This is a genomic window from Sedimenticola hydrogenitrophicus (assembly GCF_029017505.1).
GTDB classification, from domain to species: Bacteria; Pseudomonadota; Gammaproteobacteria; order Chromatiales; family Chromatiaceae; genus Sedimenticola; species Sedimenticola hydrogenitrophicus_A.
In genome coordinates, this window is record NZ_JAQGEI010000009.1 from 115,147 (window position 1) to 131,481 (window position 16,335).

Consider the following 16,335-nt stretch of genomic DNA (forward strand, 5'->3'; position numbering starts at 1 on the left):
CTGGCGTGGGCCTAAATTCATATCAGCAAGAGTTTTTCCATGGTCAGTAACATTCTCAGGAAGGTCTTCGGCAGTCGCAACGACCGCCTCATCAAGCGGATGTCGAAGGTGGTGGCTCAGATCAACGGATTGGAGCCGGAACTTCAGGCCCTTACAGACGAGGAGTTGAAGGCCAAAACCGGAGAATTCAGGGCGCGGCTGGAACAGGGGACGGAACTGAACAGCCTGATGCCGGAGGCCTTCGCGGTGGTGCGGGAGGCGGGGTGTCGGGTGCTGAACATGCGCCACTTCGACGTGCAGATGATCGGCGGCATGGTACTCAATGACGGCAAGATTGCCGAGATGCGTACCGGTGAAGGCAAGACCCTGGTGGCGACCCTTGCGGTCTACCTCAATGCGTTGCCCGGCAAGGGGGTGCATGTGGTGACGGTCAATGATTACCTGGCCAGACGCGATGCGGAGTGGATGGGAAAAATCTATACCTTCCTGGGTCTGAGCGTCGGGGTGATTCAATCATCCGGTGCCGGACCGGGGGACTCCTCCTTTGTCTGTGACTACGGCTACGACGGTAAAAGCGGCGGTTATCTCCACCTGCTCCCGGCCAACCGCCGTGAGGCCTACGCCTGCGATATCACCTACGGCACCAATAATGAGTTTGGCTTCGACTACCTGCGCGACAACATGGCCTTCAGCAATGAACAGCGGGTGCAGCGGGAGAAATTCTTCGCGGTAGTGGATGAGGTGGATTCCATCCTCATCGACGAGGCGCGCACCCCGCTGATCATCTCCGGTCCGGCGGAGGGGAGTTCGGATCTCTACACCCGCATTGACCAGGTGATCCCGCGCCTGACCCGGCAGGAACCCATCGAGGCGGATGAAGACGGCAAGCCGGCGTTTGGGCCCGGTGACTATTCGGTGGATGAGAAGGCCCGGCAGGTGTACCTGAGCGAAGAGGGGCATCAGCATGTGGAAGATGTGCTGCTGGAGATGGAGTTGCTGGACCCCGAGTCGAGTCTCTATGACACCGCCAATATCAGCCTGATGCATCACGTGACCTGTGCGCTGCGGGCGCATGCGCTGTTCCAGAAGAATGTCGATTACATCGTGCGTGACGGTGAGATCGTCATTGTCGATGAATTCACCGGCCGGACCATGCCGGGGCGGCGCTGGTCGGAGGGGCTGCATCAGGCGGTCGAGGCCAAGGAGGGGGTGGAGATCCAGAAGGAGAACCAGACCCTGGCCTCGATCACCTTCCAGAACTATTTCCGCCTCTACCGCAAGCTCTCCGGCATGACCGGCACCGCCGATACCGAGGCGCCGGAGTTCCTGCAGATTTACGGACTGGAGGTGGTGGTGATCCCCACCAACCAGGAGATGGTGCGCAATGACATGGGCGACCTGGTCTACCTGACCACCGGCGAGAAGTACCGTGCCATCACCGAGGACATCCAGGATTGCGTCAAGCGCGGCCAGCCGGTGCTGGTGGGCACCGCCTCGATCGAAACCTCCGAGCTGATCTCGGGACTGCTGGAGCAGGCCAAGGTGCAGCATCAGGTGTTGAATGCCAAGCACCACGAGCGTGAGGCCAATATCGTGGCCGAGGCCGGGCGTCCCGGCGCGGTCACCATTGCCACCAACATGGCGGGACGCGGTACCGATATCGTGCTGGGAGGCAATCCCGACATGGAGATCACTGATCTGGGCGAGGCGGCCACCCCGGCGGCGGTCGACAAGATCCGGGCCGACTGGAAGGCGCGTCATCAGCAGGTGCTGGAGGCGGGCGGCCTGCACGTGGTAGGTACCGAGCGACATGAGTCGCGGCGTGTGGACAATCAGTTGCGCGGCCGTTCCGGTCGTCAGGGAGACCCCGGCTCGACCCGTTTCTATCTCTCCCTGGAAGATAACCTGATGCGCATTTTCGCCTCCGACCGGGTTTCGGCCATCATGCAGAAGCTGGGCATGGAAGAGGGCGAGGCGATCGAGCATCCCTGGGTGACCAAGGCGATTGCCAACGCCCAGAAGAAAGTGGAAGGACGCAACTTCGATATCCGTAAACAGCTGCTGGAATACGATGATGTGGCCAACGATCAGCGCAAGGTGATCTACCAGCAGCGCGATGAGTTGATGGATACGGGTGATGTATCCGACTCCATCACCTCCATCCGGCATGACGTGGTCAACGCCCTGATCGACCGCTATATTCCACCGGAGAGTCTCGATGAGCAGTGGGATATCCCCGGCCTCACTGCGGCGCTGAAGACCGAGTATGACCTGGATTACCCGATCCAGGAGTGGCTCGACGCCGACCACAACCTGCACGAAGAGACCCTGCGGCAGAAGATCATCGAGCAGATGGAGCAGGAGTACGCCGCGAAAGAGGCGCTGGCGGGGAGCGAAAACCTGCGCATGTATGAGAAGGCCATCATGCTGCAGATCCTGGATGCCAGCTGGAAAGAGCATCTGGCAGCCATGGATTATCTGCGCCAGGGTATTCATCTGCGCGGCTATGCGCAGAAGAACCCCAAGCAGGAGTACAAGCGCGAGGCCTATGCGCTGTTCTCCAATATGCTGGACAACATCAAGCAGGAGATCACCCAGGTACTGACCAAGGTGCGGATCCAGCCGCAGGAGACCATGGAGATACCGGCCCATGAAGCCAACGAAGCCGAGTTCCAGTTCAAGCATGAGGAGTTCGGCGGCTTTGGCGAGGAGAGCGGCGAGGCGGCGGGTGGGGCCGATGAAGAGACGCATCAGCCATTTGTCCGCTCGGACCGCAAGGTGGGGCGCAACGAGCCCTGCCCCTGCGGATCGGGGAAAAAATACAAACAGTGCCATGGGCGTATTCAGTAGGGTATCCCATGAAAGGCTTTCCCCTTTCCCGTCATATCGGCCGGCGACATACCACATTGCCTGGGGTAGGATGCCGGTGAGCTTGCGAACCGCATCATTGGTGGTAAGGCTTGATGCGGTTCGTGCCTCACCGGCATCCTACATCTACAACAAGCTTGGTAGGGTGGGCACGCTTTTTGTGCCCACGCGGAAGGTGCGGCACGGGGTAAAGCCGCTCCCGGCCATCCATGGCCTACGCGGCATAAGTCCATCCCTATAAAAAAAGGTGGGCACAGACTAGGTGCCCACCCTACGCGACTGCGAGCAGGATGAGGATGTAGGGTGAGGAGTGGTACAGGGATGTACCGTTTACGGACCTGAGGATAGCATAGGCGACAGCATATCCACCGTAGTCAACAAACAAATATTGGCGGATTTGACTCAATGAGCGAAGCGTTGGAGTTTATGCCGGTCTCCGGGATCCGGCTGGGTGCCACGGGCGCCGGGATCAAGTATCGGGACCGTGATGACCTGGTGATTATTGAACTGGCCGAGGGCAGCACCTGCGCGGCGGTATTCACCCGCAACGCCTTCTGCGCGGCACCGGTGGTGGTCGCCCGCGAGCATCTCTCCGCTACCATGCCCCGCTACCTGCTGATCAACTCCGGCAACGCCAACGCGGGGACCGGGGATCCCGGCCTGCGGGCCGCCAGGGAGTCCTGCAAGTCCGTGGCCGCCGCCAGGGCCTGCGCCATCAACCAGATATTGCCCTTCTCCACCGGGGTGATCGGTGAACCGCTGCCGGTGGACCGGATCGCCGTGGCGGTCCCCGATGCGCTTACCGCCCTCTCGGAACAGGGCTGGGCCCGGGCGGCGCGCGCCATCATGACCACCGACACGGTTCCCAAGCTGGTTTCGCGACAGCTGGAGCTCTCCGGCAAGACGGTCACCGTAACGGGCATGGCCAAGGGGTCGGGCATGATCCGCCCGGATATGGCCACCATGCTCGCCTACATCGCCACCGATGCCCTGGTCGACCGGCAGCTGCTGCAATACTGTCTCGAATCGGCGGTTGCGCCCTCGTTCAATTCGATTACCGTTGACGGCGATACCTCCACCAATGATGCCTGTGTCCTGATGGCCTCCGGTGTAAGTGGGTGCTCACCCATCACCGACAGGACCGCGGACGACTTCGCCCGATTCAATGCCGTGGTGGAAGAGGTTTGCATGGAGCTGGCCCGGGCCATCGTGCTGGATGGGGAGGGTGCAACCAAGCTGGTCGAGGTGCGGGTCGAGGGCGCCGCAAGCGAGGCCGAAGCCCGTGATGTGGCCTACACTATCGCCCACTCCCCCCTGGTCAAGACCGCGCTGTTTGCCTCCGACCCAAACTGGGGGCGCATCCTTGCCGCCGTCGGACGTGCCGGTATTGAAGGTCTCGATATCGACCGGATCCGCATCTGGCTGGATGATGTCTGCATCGTGCGTGATGGCGGCCGGGCGGCGGACTACACGGAGGCGGCCGGCCAGCGGGTGATGGCGCAGAGCGAGCTGACCATCCGGGTGGCCCTGGGCCGGGGAGAGGCGATAACCCGCGTGCTGACCTGTGACCTCTCCTACGATTATGTGAAGATCAACGCGGAGTATCGGACCTAGGGAGTCTGGCACATGCTGGTATTGTAGGAGCGGCTTTGCCGCGAAAAGCAAATGTAGGGTGGATATGCCGGTAGGCGCATCCACCATGAAATTAGATTTCGACCCGAATGGCACTTACCTAAGCCAAGAGCCACCGTCATCCCGGCGCAGGCCGGGATCCAGACTGCTTAATGGTGGCGGTATTCCTGGATTATTCGCTTCGCTCACCCTTCGGGCCGACTTTCAGTCGTTCAACGCGCTTCGCGCTTTTGTCCGGCCTGCGCCGGAGAAGTGGTGCAGGGATGCATCGGTTACGGACCTAAGGATGGAATGACGAAAATCCTGCAATTCGCCTTAAGTAAGTGCCATTCGATTCCGACCCCTTGTCCCTATCTCTTTGCGTACTTGGCGTTCTTCGCGGTTGAATCGAGTTCGTTGGGGTTCGTTCTCCGCCCCAACGGCCCTGGTTTCGTAGGGTGGATAAGCGACAGCGCATCCACCGCGGCAATGGTGGATGCGCCTACCGGCTTATCCACCCTACGAAACTGGCGCAAACAAATAATCAATGGCTTGGGGTTAAGTTCTCCGTGAGCAGGTGATGATTTTGCCGTTATTTGCGTGTATTCGCCTTCATTCGCGGGTTTATAAAGGGTGCCCAACCATAACTGAACCTGGTGGGTAATCAGGACAATTTATGCTGCCGATCCATGTCGCTGTTGCCGTAATCCAGGATGCCGCCGGCCGGGTGCTCCTGACCCGTCGCCCCGGGGCTGCCCACCAGGGTGGTCTCTGGGAGTTTCCCGGTGGCAAGGTGGAGCGGGGAGAGGATCTGGCCGGGGCGCTGTGCCGGGAGATACGGGAAGAGCTGGGTATTGAAGTCAGTGCTCACCAACCACTGATCAATGTCACCCATCTCTATCCGGATAAAGCGGTCCGACTGGATGTGCACCGGGTCCTCCGCTACTTCGGTCACCCGCTCGGCCTGGAGGGACAACCGTTGCAGTGGGTTTTACCCGAACATCTGCCCCGCTACGCCATGCCGGCGGCGGACCGTCCTATCTGCACCGCCTTGCGGCTGCCTCAACAGTATCTGATCACCGGTCCCGATCCGGCCGTTCCCGGACAATTTCTCCGGCGTCTTGAAGCCTCCCTGGCTAGCGGTCTGCGGCTGGTGCAGCTGCGGGCGCCCGGTCTCGCGCGCGCCGATTATGCGGCGTTGGCCACCGAGGCGCTGGCGCTGTGTCGGCAACACGGCGCGCAACTGCTGTTGAACTGCCCGGTGGAACTGGCGCTGGCACTGGATGCGGATGGCATCCATCTCAACAGCCAGCAACTGGCGGGGTTGAGTGAGCGTCCACTTACCGATGACCGATGGGTTGCCGCCTCCTGTCACAACCGGGAGGAGATCCGCCAGGCGATGGCCATCGATGCGGACTTCTGTGTACTCTCGCCGGTGTTGCCGACCACTTCCCACCCCACCGTAGAGCCGCTCGGATGGGAACGATTCTCTCAGATCGTGGCAGCGACCAATATCCCGGTATATGCCCTGGGCGGTATGGATGAAGACCAAATCGAAGTCGCTTTGGAACACGGTGGCCAAGGCATCGCTGCTATCAGTGCCCTCTGGGCCGGTGATATTCGATAACCATAGGGTGGGCCGTGCCCGCTGACGGCGCCCATGGGGCGCCCTATGGGCGGTTTTCGGTGTAGGATGCCGGTGAGCTTGCGAACCGCATCATTCCATCCTCAGGTCCGTAAACGGTGCATTGCATCCTCGGCTCCGTTATCGGTACATCCCTGTACCACTCCTCCTGCACCACTCCTTGCGGTGGGCTTGATGCGGTTCGTGCCTCACCGGCATCCTACTCTGAGCGTCGTGGTTTGTAGCCCGTAGGAGCGCCTCTGGCGCGAAGGTTTTCGCGGCGAAGCGACGCACAATGAAGTGCTAATGCCGCGGGCGGCAGGATGCCGGGAGCGGCCACTCCTACAAAAGCACCGTCCTTCATGCAACACCTAACTGGTATATAGCCGAATGGCACTTACTTAAAGCGAATCGCAGGATTTTCGTCATTCCGGCGCAGGCCGGACAAAAGCGCGAAGCGCGTTGAACGACTGAAAGTCGGCCCGAAGGGTGAGCGAAGCGAATAATCCAGGAATACCGCCACCATTAAGCAGTCTGGATCCCGGCCTGCGCCGGGATGACGGTAGTTCTTGGCTTAAGTAAGTGCCATTCGTATATAGCCTTTTTCATAGATGTGCATAGGTTTTCCAGGCCCTAACTGTGATCATCCTCGGGAGGCAGGAAGGGGTTCGCCGGACTGTTGTCCGGAATGCGGTGCTTCTCTTCCAGCCAGTCGCCCAGGTCGATCAGGCGGCAGCGCTCGCTGCAAAACGGTCTGGATTGCGGATTGCTGTGCCAGTCAAATGCCTTCTTACAGATCGGACAGCGTACGATTTTCGGTTCATTTCCCATGGTTCTTAAAGCTCGAGTTTCGGAGTTCGCAGTACTTGTAGGGTGGATAAGCTTGCGCATCCACCATGAATCGGATGGCGGTGGATGCGCAAGCTTATCCACCCTACGAATTCAGAAATTCGGGCTTTGTGAAATGAACTCCGAAACTTGAGTTTGAACATAATCGTTCTACCATGCGTGAGGCTAACTTGTTTTTGCAATCAACAGGTTAAGCGATATTTATTGCTGAATTTGAACTCCGAAACTTGAGTCAAAGAATACAGCAGTTGAGGAAGAAGGTAATGTCCTGCCTGGTCTGGGTGGCTCGCTCCTCTGTCGATTGCTCCATGAAGCGGACAGTGAAGCGGTGCTTTCCGCCGCTGATCTCGGCGTAAAGCTGACTCTCCCGGGGCAGCCCGACCCGGATCAGCTGGGCCGGTGACTGGGCATCCAGGCTCTGCTGGAAAAATCCGCCGGCGGCGATTTCGCGGGTGGGCGTGGTGCTGCCGCGGACGAGTGAGAGCAGCAGGCTCACGGCGGTAAAGACCGGGTCCAGGGTCTGCCGCCAGGCAACGATCTCCTGGTGGCGCTGTTCAAAGGGTTGTTGTAGCCAGAAATGGTACAGGGGCAGATCAAAGGCGCAGCTCCCGCCCGGGATGCTGCTGCGCTGGGTGATGCTTTTGAGAAACTCGTTCTCTCTCAGCTCCTGGCCCAGTTGCCCGCCGTGCTGCTGAAGCCGGCTGGAAACCTGGCTCAACTCCCGCAGGATCTGATCCAGGCGCTCCTCGTTGACATCCGGTATGGCGCGGATGCTGGCCAGCTTATCCTGGTGCCGCTTCAGCTCCTTGATCAGGTCGGTCTTGATGTCGGCACGGGAAAAGATGGCCACCATGTCCATCAGACTGGTGATGGCGGCCCGGCTGTCCCAGGTACTGGGCTGGGGGATGTGATAATCGACTTGGCGAAACAGGTGCTCCAGACGCAGAAAGGTTCTGGTCTTCTCATTGAGCGGATGCTCATAGATGATTTTGTCTGAAACAGCTGGTTGCATGGGGCCATGTCTGTTGATTGCGACACCGGGACCGGTGCCTGGATTCGACAATCTTGTATATTATACCGATTCTGACAACTATAACCTCGTCAGGTGGCAAGGTTAAGGTATTTCTGGTGGAGTTGTTCAACTATCGGCCGCAGGTCATTGAGGCTGCCTGAATTATCGATAATGTCATCGGCCCGGGCCAAGCGGCTTGTCCGCTCGATCTGGGCGGCAATGATGGATTTTGTCTGCGCTTCGCTGGTGTGGTCGCGCCGAGTGACCCGGCTGATCTGCAGCTCGGGCGGGCAGTCCACCACCAGTATGCGGTCGACGCGCTTGTCCTGCCCGGTCTCGAACAGCAGCGGTATGGAGAAGATGGCGTAGGGGGTGTCGAAGTCATCCAGCCGGCGGCGCATCTCCGCACGGATCCTGGGATGCAGGATTCCCTCCAGCCGGGTTTTGGCATCGGGATGGGTGAAAATGTGCTCCCTGAGCCAGAGGCGGTCGAGGGAACCGTCGGCGCTCAACACCTCGGGACCGAACTGTTCGACAATCTCCCGTAGCGCCGGTTGGCCGGGTTCGACGACCTCCCGGGCCACCACATCGGCGTCGATGACGGGTACGCCCAACGCGGCAAAGCAGTCGGTTACCGCACTCTTGCCGCAACCGATGCCACCCGTGAGTCCGACTATAAACACGATGCGTTCCTCCGGCTATCGGTAAAAAACTTCTGGATGATTATTTTTCTCATGGAGAACTTAACCCTAATCCATTGATTCCTGGTTTCACGCTGCCTCCCGCTGTCATTGCTAAGCAGAGCCGAAGTGAATGTAGGGTGGATAAGCGACAGCGCATCCACCGTAGCAATGGTGGATGCGCCTACCGGCTTATCCACCCTACGAAACTTCTGGTACCCGGCGCCTTTCCGGTCCTGGATCAGTAAAGGATCATTACTCTCACCAAGACGCCAAGCACGCCAAGGAAAACCTATACCTTCCTTTAATCTTTGCGCTCTTGGCGTCTTGGCGAGAGTCCATCTGTCATCCGGAGGTGCTCGATCCACGCATAGGTCAAACCTGACGAGTCCCCCCGGGATTTACCCATTGGCGTCAGGTATTTCCTGCTGCTACGCTATACATGTAAAACATGTATAGCAATGGGGGGTTGACATGCTCGCAATACGCTTGCCGGAAGAAATCGAGGCCCGTCTTACGGCGCTGGCAGCCAAGACCGGGCGGACCAAGACATTTTATGCCAAAGAGGCAATTCTAGAACATCTGGATGATCTGGAAGATAAGTATCTTGCCATCCATCGACTGGAGAACCCGGGAAAACGCTGGACACTAGACGAGTTGGAGCAAGATCTTGACATGGATCGTTGAATTTGACGCCGCGGATAAAACTGCGCTTTCCACGGCAGATTGGAATCGCTGCGCAAGTTCAGGACTGATTTTCCGATAGAAGGCTTTTTCGTGACGTATGTCCTCGCGAGCTGACGCTAGAAACTTGACGCGCTTCAATGATCGTCTTCCCGAAGTTCAGCAAAAACATCCTCCGCTGGGATAGCTTGTTCCTCCCCGCGGAGATATGCCTCGTAACGGCGGTTAGACTCGGCTACCCACGCTGCTTCTACCTTCTTCGGGTCGGACACGGGACGTGATTCAATACTTTCCAACAGGTGGATCACTAAGCGCGTCCGCTCCTCCAGTGGCAAAGCAAGCGCCTCAGATTCGATAGCTTTCGACAGATTACTCATACCGGTCTCCACTCAATGGACCCCAACCACATTGTATTCTGAACCCTCGACGATGCAAAGGTGCGGTGGATTTGTCGAAGCACATAACATTGAAAACATTGAAGATGACAAACTCATCGTGCTTGTGCTGCGTGTGGGGCATCGTAAAGCTGTCTACAAGTAGACCATTTTCTCCCAGCTTCTCGTAGTTCGGGTTTGCAGCCGGCTACCCCAGCGCCGTAGCCTGGATGAAGCCGCCACCGCCGAAACCGGAATGATCATGTGTGCCCGCGGCGGCGTAATCCGGGGTTTGGGTCAGACTTCGGGCAATGCTCCGGATTACGCCCGTCTGGGGTTGTGTGTCTGTCGGGCTTTTGTGGGGCGGGCTTCATCTGGGCTACAATAAGACCTCTCACCCGAATGGCACTTACTTAAGGGATATCTATAGGGGTCGGAGTCGAATGGCACTTACTTAAGGCGAATTGCAGGATTTTCGTCATTCTATCCTTAGGTCCGTAACCGATGCATCCCTGCACCACTTCTCCGGCGCAGGCCGGAATCCAGGAATACCGCCACCATTAAGCACGTCTGGATACCATCCTTAGGTCCGTAAACGGTGCATCCCTGCACCACTCCTCCGGCCTGCGCCGGGATGACGGTGGTTCTTGGCTTAAGTAAGTGCCATTCACCTCTCACCCCTCTCAATAGATTCAGAAGATTCAAATGGATTTGAGTGGAAGGAACAAGCATTGGTTTCCTGAACTGAGAGGCGAGAAACCGAATTGTTCATAAAAGCGCTGTGCTCGCTCATCGATGGCATCGACGACCATGGCATAAATGGCGATCTCATCGCTGACGGCCAGCGTTCGCTTGATGGCGTCGACCAGCAACATTTTCCCCACCCCATGACTCTGAGCCGCTTGATTTACCGCTAACCTGCCAAGCAACGCTGCTGGAACAGGATGGCGGGGGAGTTTACGAGTGAGAGCTTCAGGCAACTGACTGAGTTCAATCGACAGGGTGGAGAGAGTGTAGTAGCCCACAATACTATTCGGCTGCTCCACCGTAGTTGCCACAAATACCCGGCTGACACGGCGCTTCACATCTTGACGGGCCTGCTTTTGAATGTAGTCATCCAGTGAGGCTACACCGCAATGGAATCCAGGTCTGTCGTGATCACTATCCAGCGGTCGTATGACCAAATTTGAATAATCGGTCATTTGCTGGTGACGCGCTGATCATGTTCCTCGAAGGCGGCTACCAGTTTTTTGTTGAAGCGGATCGGCTTGACCAGTGCATTGAAGAAGACTTCGGAGTCTCGGCTATTCAAGCTCATGACTTCGTGCTCATGAATGGTTTTTTCGGCATGTGCCAATGCACTGGTCAGGATGAAATTGCTAACGGTCTTGCCTTCAAAGCTCGCGGCGCGCTCCAGTGCCCTCTTAGCGCTGTGTTTCAACCGGAGATTGATACGTTCTTGTTTGGTGTCTGTGGCTACACTCATGGTGAATACCCTTCGTCGACGTGGATAATGTGAGATAAATGTACGTCATAATGGTGCCTTTTACAACCATCGCGACGGAAGGGGCAGTGGATCATTGGGGGGCGGGGCCAGGGAGGCCCGGATACACAACATGAGGATGCAGACTGATGGCGCACAGCGATCGCGGCAGCCAGTACGCGTCAGCACTGTACCAGAAGACGCTCCAGGAGCATGAGTTCGTCTGCAGCATGAGTCGCAAAGGCAACTGCTGGGACAACGCACCTGCCGAGAGTTTTTTCCACACCCTGAAAACGGAGCTGGTCCACCATCGCCGGTACCAAACCCGAGAGGAAGCGAAGCAGGAAATATTCGAGTATATCGAGGTGTTCTACAGCCGTCAGAGACGCCATTCGACTATCGACTACCAGACCCCTATGGGGTATGAGCAAGACCGCCGGGATGCCGCGTGATTTTTTGTCCGGAAAGGCCTTGCCGCATCATTCTCGGCTCCGTAAACGGTACGTCCCTGTACCACTCCTCACCAATGCTCTGGTGGATGCGCTGTCGCTTATCCACCCTACAAATCCGTGTTTGGGGTAATCAGTTGCGTAGGGTGGATAAGCTGGTAGGCGCATCCACCTGTGGTCCTGAGTGCAATGCCTGCCCAAATGATCCGCTACGTTACGTTGTTCAGTTCCACCTCTGTGTCCTCTGTGCCTCGGGGTGCATTGGAGGGGCCTTAATGGACGCTTCGGGTGAGTTGTTACCATTGAAGATGACAAACTCATCGTGCTTGTGTTGCGTGTGGGGCATCGTAAAGCTGTCTACAAGTAAACCATCTTCTCCCGGCTTCCCCCAGTCCGGTAACTGGGCCGGGTGCAATCGAAAGTGTTGATAAGCAAAAGCTAATACAGATGGGCATCTGGAAGCATTGAGTGTACACAAGGATGGGAACGTTTACTGGAAGGAGCCAACTACCCCAGCACCGTAGCCTGGATGAAGCCGCCATCGCCGAAACCGGAACGATCATGTGTGCCCGCGGCGGCGTAATCCGGGTTTTGGGTCAGACCCCGGGCAATGCCCCGGATTACGCCCGTCTGGGGTTGCGTGTCTGTCGGGCTTTTGTGGGGCGGGCTTCATCCAGGCTACAAACTAACCCACACTTTCGATTGCACCCAACTGGGTCCGGTAACTGCGTCGTTTGCAACCGCCCGCCCGCGCCGCACAAGACTCAGGCCAATCCCGCCCACTGCAGATAGGCCGCGTTGATCCGCTCACCCCAGATCAGGCTGATCCAGCCCGCCGCCGCCAGATAGGGACCGAAGGGAATGGGGATATTACGATCGCGCCCGCGGATCAGGATCAGCAGGATCCCCACCACCGCACCGACCACGGAGGAGAGCAGGATAATCTGCACCAGTGACTGCCAGCCGAACCAGGCGCCGAACAGCGCGAACAGCTTGAAATCGCCATAGCCCATGCCCTCCTTGCCGGTAATCAGCTTGAACAGCTGGAACACCACCCACAATGAGAGATAACCGGCCGCAGCGCCGATAATCGCCGAGTGGCTGTCGGTGAAGACGCCGAACAGACTGAGCAGCAGGCCAAGCCAGAGCATCGGCAGAACAATGGAATCCGGCAGCAGCTGCTCATCAAAATCGATCAGGGTCAGGGAGATCAGCGCCCAGGTCAGCGGGAGTGCCGCGACCGTCTGCCAACTGAAGCCGAAATGGAGCACCACCGCCAGCGAGAGCAGGCCGGTGGCCAGTTCAACCAGCGGATAACGGGCTGAAATCGGCTGCTTGCACGCGGAACACCGACCCCGCAGCAGCAGCCAGCTAATCACCGGGATATTCTCCCAGGCACGGATTCTGTGGCCGCAATGGGGGCAGCTGGAGCCGGGGCGGCTCAGGGTCAATGACGGGGAGGGCTCCCCGGAGTCCGTATCGAGATCGAGGAACTCATGGCACTGCTGCCGCCAGCCTGCCTCCATCATCTTGGGCAGACGGTAGGCCACCACGTTGAGAAAGCTGCCGACGAACAGGCCGAGGAGCGTGCCGGTAAAGGCAAAGAGCAGCGGGCTTTGCTGGAAAACCGAAAGCAGGTTCATTAATAGAGCTGAATACTTTGTTTAACCATGGTTTTAGACAACAGCTGCCATCTTGAAGATCGGCAGGTACATGGCCACCACCAGGCCGCCCACCAGGGTGCCGAGGATCACCATGATAAAGGGCTCCAGCAGGCTGCTGAGCGCGTCAACCGCATTGTCCACTTCCTCTTCAAAGAAGTCCGCCACCTTGGTCAGCATATTATCCAGTGCGCCCGATTCTTCACCAATCGCCACCATCTGGATGACCATGTGGGGAAACAGCTGTTGCTGTTTCATCGAAAGCTGGAGTGATTGGCCGGTCGCCACATCCTCACGCATGCGCATGACGGCATCACTGTAGATGGTGTTACCGGTCGCACCGGCCACGGATTCCAGCGCTTCGACGAGCGGCACGCCGGCGGCAAACATGGTTGCAAGGGTGCGGGAAAACCGGGCGATGGATGCCTTATTCAGGATAACCCCGATTATGGGTGTTTTGAGCAGCGCTCGATCGATAAATTGGCGCATCTTTCGCGAGCGTTTAAAGGTGTATGAAAAACTATAGACAGCGATAATAATAGCGCCCAGCAGTAGCCACCAATAGCTTGTCATCCATCGGGACAACGCAATAACCATTTTTGTGAACGCGGGCAGGTCCCCACCAAAGCTGGAGAAGAGGCTCTCAAATTGGGGGATAACAAAAATCATAATAAGCGCCGTTACCATGAAGGCAACGATGATTACGGCGGCCGGGTAAAATAGCGCCTTCTTGATTTTCCCCTTCAGCGATTCGGTCTTCTCCTTGTAGGTGGCGATTTTATCCAGAAGGGCTTCAAGTACACCGGCCGCTTCACCGGCGCGTACCAGATTGCAGAACAGATCATCAAAATAGAGCGGGTGTTTTGCCAATGCCTCGGCCAGCGCGGTACCGCCTTCGACATCCGCTTTTATCGAAAGAAGCAGATCCTGCATGGACGGGTTATCATGACCGCGACCTACAATATCGAATGCCTGTACCAGCGGCACGCCCGCTTCCATCATGGTGGAGAGCTGCCGGGAGAAAACCGCAATATCGCCAGCAGTGATCTTCTTTTTTGTGTTGAAAATAGCAGTTGCTTTTTTCTTCACTTTTAATGGATTAATACCCTGCCTTCTAAGGTCGGCCCGCACCAGCGCCAGGGAGGCGGCACGCGATTCTCCCTTGATTCGCTTGCCATGCCTGTCAGCACCCTCCCAGCTGTAAACATAGGCCTTTTCGGCCTTGGGGGCTTTTTTTGCAGCGGTAGCGGTGGCCATATCGGTTAATCCTTGGTAACCCTGTTGATTTCTTCCAGGCTGGTGATGCCTGCCCTGATCTTGTTCAATCCAGCTTCCCTGAGGGTGAGAATGCCCTCATCCCTTGACTGTTGTTCCAGTTGCAATGAGTTACACCCCTCCATCACCAGTTTTTCCATGGCTGAGGAGATGGGCATGATCTGAAATATACCAACACGCCCCTTGTAACCCAGAGTGCAGCGGTCACATCCTACGGCTTTATAGACAGTAAGGTGTTTCAGTTCAGCCTCTTTGAAGCCTTCTTCGAGAAGCGCTTCTCGGGGGATCTCGTCCGTGGTCTTGCAGTGTTCACAGAGTCGTCTGGCCAGACGCTGGGCCATGATCAGTAGCACAGACGATGCAATATTGAAGGGCGGTATGCCCATGTTGGCCAGGCGTGTCAGGGTTTGCGGGGCGTCGTTGGTGTGCAGGGTCGAGAGTACCAGGTGGCCGGTCTGGGCCGCCTTGACGGCGATTTCCGCCGTCTCCAGGTCGCGGATCTCACCCACCATCACAATATCGGGATCCTGGCGCAGGAAGGCGCGGAGCGCTTCGGCGAAGGTTAGTCCGGTCCTGACATTCACATTCACCTGGTTGATGCCCGCCACCTGGATTTCCACCGGGTCCTCGGCGGTTGAGATGTTCACCCCTTCACTGTTCAGCATATTCAATGCCGTATAGAGGGAGACCGTCTTACCGCTGCCGGTCGGTCCGGTGACCAGGATCATGCCATAGGGCTTCTTGATCGCCGTCTCGAACAGCCGCTGTTGCTCCGGTTCAAAGCCGAGTGCCTCGATACCCAATTGCGCGCTGGCCGGGTCGAGAATACGCAAAACCACTTTTTCCCCGTACAAAGTGGGGCAGGTGTTGACACGGAAATCGATGGCCCGGTTGCGGGAAAGCTTCATCTTGATGCGGCCGTCCTGGGGAACACGCCGCTCGGCGATGTTCATGCGGGACATCACCTTGATGCGGGCGGTCAGGCGCGAGGCGATGTTGATCGGCGGAGAGGCGACTTCATGCAGAATACCGTCCTGGCGCAATCTGACCCGGAAGGTCTTTTCATAGGGCTCAAAGTGAATATCCGATGCCCCGCGGTTGATGGCATCGAGCAGCATCTTGTTGACAAACCGGACCACCGGGGCGTCGTCGACATCCAGATCACCCTCTTTTTTCTGGGTATCCGGTTCCCCGGAAGAGATGTCCAGATTGTCCAGATCCGCATCCAGCAGATCCGACATGCTGGTGTCCTTGGCTTCCAGCGCAATCTCAATCGCCCGAACCAGTTTTTCCTCTTCCACCACGATCGCCTCGATCGCCAGTCCTGTGTGGAACTTGATCTCATCGAGGCCCTGGATATTGGTGGGGTCTGAAACGGCCAGGAAGAGTCGATTGCCGCGGCGGAAAATCGGCAGGGCATGGTGTATGCGAATAAGTTTTTCGTCAACCAGCCCTATCGGCGCGAGGGCCATGTCGAGCGCTTCGAGCTGAAACAGTGGTACCCCGAACTCCTGGGAAGCCGAAAGGGCGATGTTGTTGCTGCCTACGAGTTTGTTTTCGACCAGGTAGGTGACGAATTGCTGGCGTTTTTTTGCGGACTCTAAAACGGATTTTTGCGCAACCTCGTCGGATAACAGGTTGTCCTCGACAAGCCGGCGAGGTAGACCACTCAATGCTATTTTCTGGGTTGCTGTTGTCATCTGGATCAAGTTTTGTGGACAGTGTTATGGCCTGGGTTGGATGATTATAACGTCTGGAACACGCC

The 16,335-nt window shown here is 57.5% G+C and carries 13 protein-coding genes and 1 pseudogene; 5 read left to right on the top strand and 9 right to left on the bottom strand.

The annotated features are described in order from the left end of the window. The first annotated feature begins 39 nt into the window (after positions 1-39). The 3 genes from secA to O9K64_RS07560 all read left to right on the top strand — a co-directional run bounded on the left by secA (position 40) and on the right by O9K64_RS07560 (position 6,106). Entirely contained in the window at positions 40-2,850 is a 2,811-nt protein-coding gene (gene secA, locus O9K64_RS07550; protein WP_275097470.1) for a preprotein translocase subunit SecA, read from the top strand. Between the two features lie 423 nt (positions 2,851-3,273). Continuing rightward, positions 3,274-4,482: a bifunctional glutamate N-acetyltransferase/amino-acid acetyltransferase ArgJ gene (gene argJ, locus O9K64_RS07555; RefSeq protein WP_275097471.1), complete on the top strand. Its 1,209-nt coding sequence runs from the start codon at positions 3,274-3,276 to the stop codon at positions 4,480-4,482. 673 nt (positions 4,483-5,155) lie between these two features. Continuing rightward, complete coding sequence (locus tag O9K64_RS07560; RefSeq protein WP_275097472.1) at positions 5,156-6,106, top strand: Nudix family hydrolase; 951 nt, start codon at positions 5,156-5,158, stop codon at positions 6,104-6,106. A gap of 630 nt (positions 6,107-6,736) precedes the next feature. On the opposite strand, the gene O9K64_RS07565 is transcribed toward O9K64_RS07560, so the two are convergent. The 3 genes from O9K64_RS07565 to coaE all read right to left on the bottom strand — a co-directional run bounded on the left by O9K64_RS07565 (position 6,737) and on the right by coaE (position 8,647). Beyond that, positions 6,737-6,934 carry a DNA gyrase inhibitor YacG gene (locus tag O9K64_RS07565; RefSeq protein ID WP_260294952.1) on the bottom strand — a complete coding sequence of 66 codons (198 nt, stop codon included), beginning with the start codon at positions 6,932-6,934 and terminating at the stop codon, positions 6,737-6,739. Between the two features lie 250 nt (positions 6,935-7,184). Beyond that, positions 7,185-7,964 carry a cell division protein ZapD gene (gene zapD, locus O9K64_RS07570; RefSeq protein WP_275097473.1) on the bottom strand — a complete coding sequence of 260 codons (780 nt, stop codon included), beginning with the start codon at positions 7,962-7,964 and terminating at the stop codon, positions 7,185-7,187. Between the two features lie 89 nt (positions 7,965-8,053). Continuing rightward, positions 8,054-8,647, bottom strand: a complete 594-nt coding sequence (gene coaE, locus O9K64_RS07575; protein ID WP_420493157.1) for a dephospho-CoA kinase — start codon at positions 8,645-8,647, stop codon at positions 8,054-8,056. A gap of 471 nt (positions 8,648-9,118) precedes the next feature. Here coaE and relB point away from each other — a divergent pair, with 471 nt between their 5' ends. Further along, positions 9,119-9,331, top strand: a complete 213-nt coding sequence (relB, locus tag O9K64_RS07580) for a TraY domain-containing protein (protein WP_275097474.1) — start codon at positions 9,119-9,121, stop codon at positions 9,329-9,331. A 134-nt stretch (positions 9,332-9,465) separates the two neighbouring features. On the opposite strand, the gene O9K64_RS07585 is transcribed toward relB, so the two are convergent. The 3 genes from O9K64_RS07585 to O9K64_RS07595 form a co-directional block, all read right to left on the bottom strand. Further along, positions 9,466-9,705, bottom strand: coding sequence for an addiction module protein (locus O9K64_RS07585; protein ID WP_275097475.1), 240 nt, complete (start codon positions 9,703-9,705; stop codon positions 9,466-9,468). A 698-nt stretch (positions 9,706-10,403) separates the two neighbouring features. After that, positions 10,404-10,904 (bottom strand): GNAT family N-acetyltransferase, encoded by a 501-nt coding sequence (locus O9K64_RS07590; protein WP_275097476.1) that lies wholly within the window; start codon positions 10,902-10,904, stop codon positions 10,404-10,406. Beyond that, positions 10,901-11,188 (bottom strand): DUF1778 domain-containing protein, encoded by a 288-nt coding sequence (locus tag O9K64_RS07595; protein WP_275097477.1) that lies wholly within the window; start codon positions 11,186-11,188, stop codon positions 10,901-10,903. Before O9K64_RS07595 ends, O9K64_RS07590 begins: the two co-directional genes overlap by 4 nt. A 143-nt stretch (positions 11,189-11,331) precedes the next feature. Between O9K64_RS07595 and O9K64_RS07600 the strand changes: the two are divergent. Further along, positions 11,332-11,637 (top strand): annotated as a pseudogene (locus O9K64_RS07600) (IS3 family transposase); the annotation flags it as partial. A gap of 761 nt (positions 11,638-12,398) precedes the next feature. On the opposite strand, the gene O9K64_RS07605 reads toward O9K64_RS07600, so the two are convergent. From O9K64_RS07605 to pilB, 3 genes are read right to left on the bottom strand one after another with little or no spacing between them, the layout of a single operon-like run. Further along, complete coding sequence (locus O9K64_RS07605) at positions 12,399-13,277, bottom strand: prepilin peptidase (protein ID WP_275097478.1); 879 nt, start codon at positions 13,275-13,277, stop codon at positions 12,399-12,401. 33 nt (positions 13,278-13,310) lie between these two features. After that, positions 13,311-14,552, bottom strand: a complete 1,242-nt coding sequence (locus O9K64_RS07610; RefSeq protein WP_275097479.1) for a type II secretion system F family protein — start codon at positions 14,550-14,552, stop codon at positions 13,311-13,313. A 5-nt stretch (positions 14,553-14,557) separates the two neighbouring features. Continuing rightward, positions 14,558-16,270, bottom strand: coding sequence for a type IV-A pilus assembly ATPase PilB (pilB, locus tag O9K64_RS07615; protein WP_275097480.1), 1,713 nt, complete (start codon positions 16,268-16,270; stop codon positions 14,558-14,560). Between the last annotated feature and the right edge of the window lie 65 nt (positions 16,271-16,335).

Coding starts and splice junctions, on each gene's coding strand:
- secA (WP_275097470.1), top strand. CDS start 40: ATGGTCAGTAACATTCTCAGGAAGGTCTTCGGCAGTCGCAACGACCGC.
- argJ (WP_275097471.1), top strand. CDS start 3,274: ATGAGCGAAGCGTTGGAGTTTATGCCGGTCTCCGGGATCCGGCTGGGT.
- O9K64_RS07560 (WP_275097472.1), top strand. CDS start 5,156: ATGCTGCCGATCCATGTCGCTGTTGCCGTAATCCAGGATGCCGCCGGC.
- O9K64_RS07565 (WP_260294952.1), bottom strand. CDS start 6,934: ATGGGAAATGAACCGAAAATCGTACGCTGTCCGATCTGTAAGAAGGCA.
- zapD (WP_275097473.1), bottom strand. CDS start 7,964: ATGCAACCAGCTGTTTCAGACAAAATCATCTATGAGCATCCGCTCAAT.
- relB (WP_275097474.1), top strand. CDS start 9,119: ATGCTCGCAATACGCTTGCCGGAAGAAATCGAGGCCCGTCTTACGGCG.
- O9K64_RS07585 (WP_275097475.1), bottom strand. CDS start 9,705: ATGAGTAATCTGTCGAAAGCTATCGAATCTGAGGCGCTTGCTTTGCCA.
- O9K64_RS07590 (WP_275097476.1), bottom strand. CDS start 10,904: ATGACCGATTATTCAAATTTGGTCATACGACCGCTGGATAGTGATCAC.
- O9K64_RS07595 (WP_275097477.1), bottom strand. CDS start 11,188: ATGAGTGTAGCCACAGACACCAAACAAGAACGTATCAATCTCCGGTTG.
- O9K64_RS07605 (WP_275097478.1), bottom strand. CDS start 13,277: ATGAACCTGCTTTCGGTTTTCCAGCAAAGCCCGCTGCTCTTTGCCTTT.
- O9K64_RS07610 (WP_275097479.1), bottom strand. CDS start 14,552: ATGGCCACCGCTACCGCTGCAAAAAAAGCCCCCAAGGCCGAAAAGGCC.
- pilB (WP_275097480.1), bottom strand. CDS start 16,270: ATGACAACAGCAACCCAGAAAATAGCATTGAGTGGTCTACCTCGCCGG.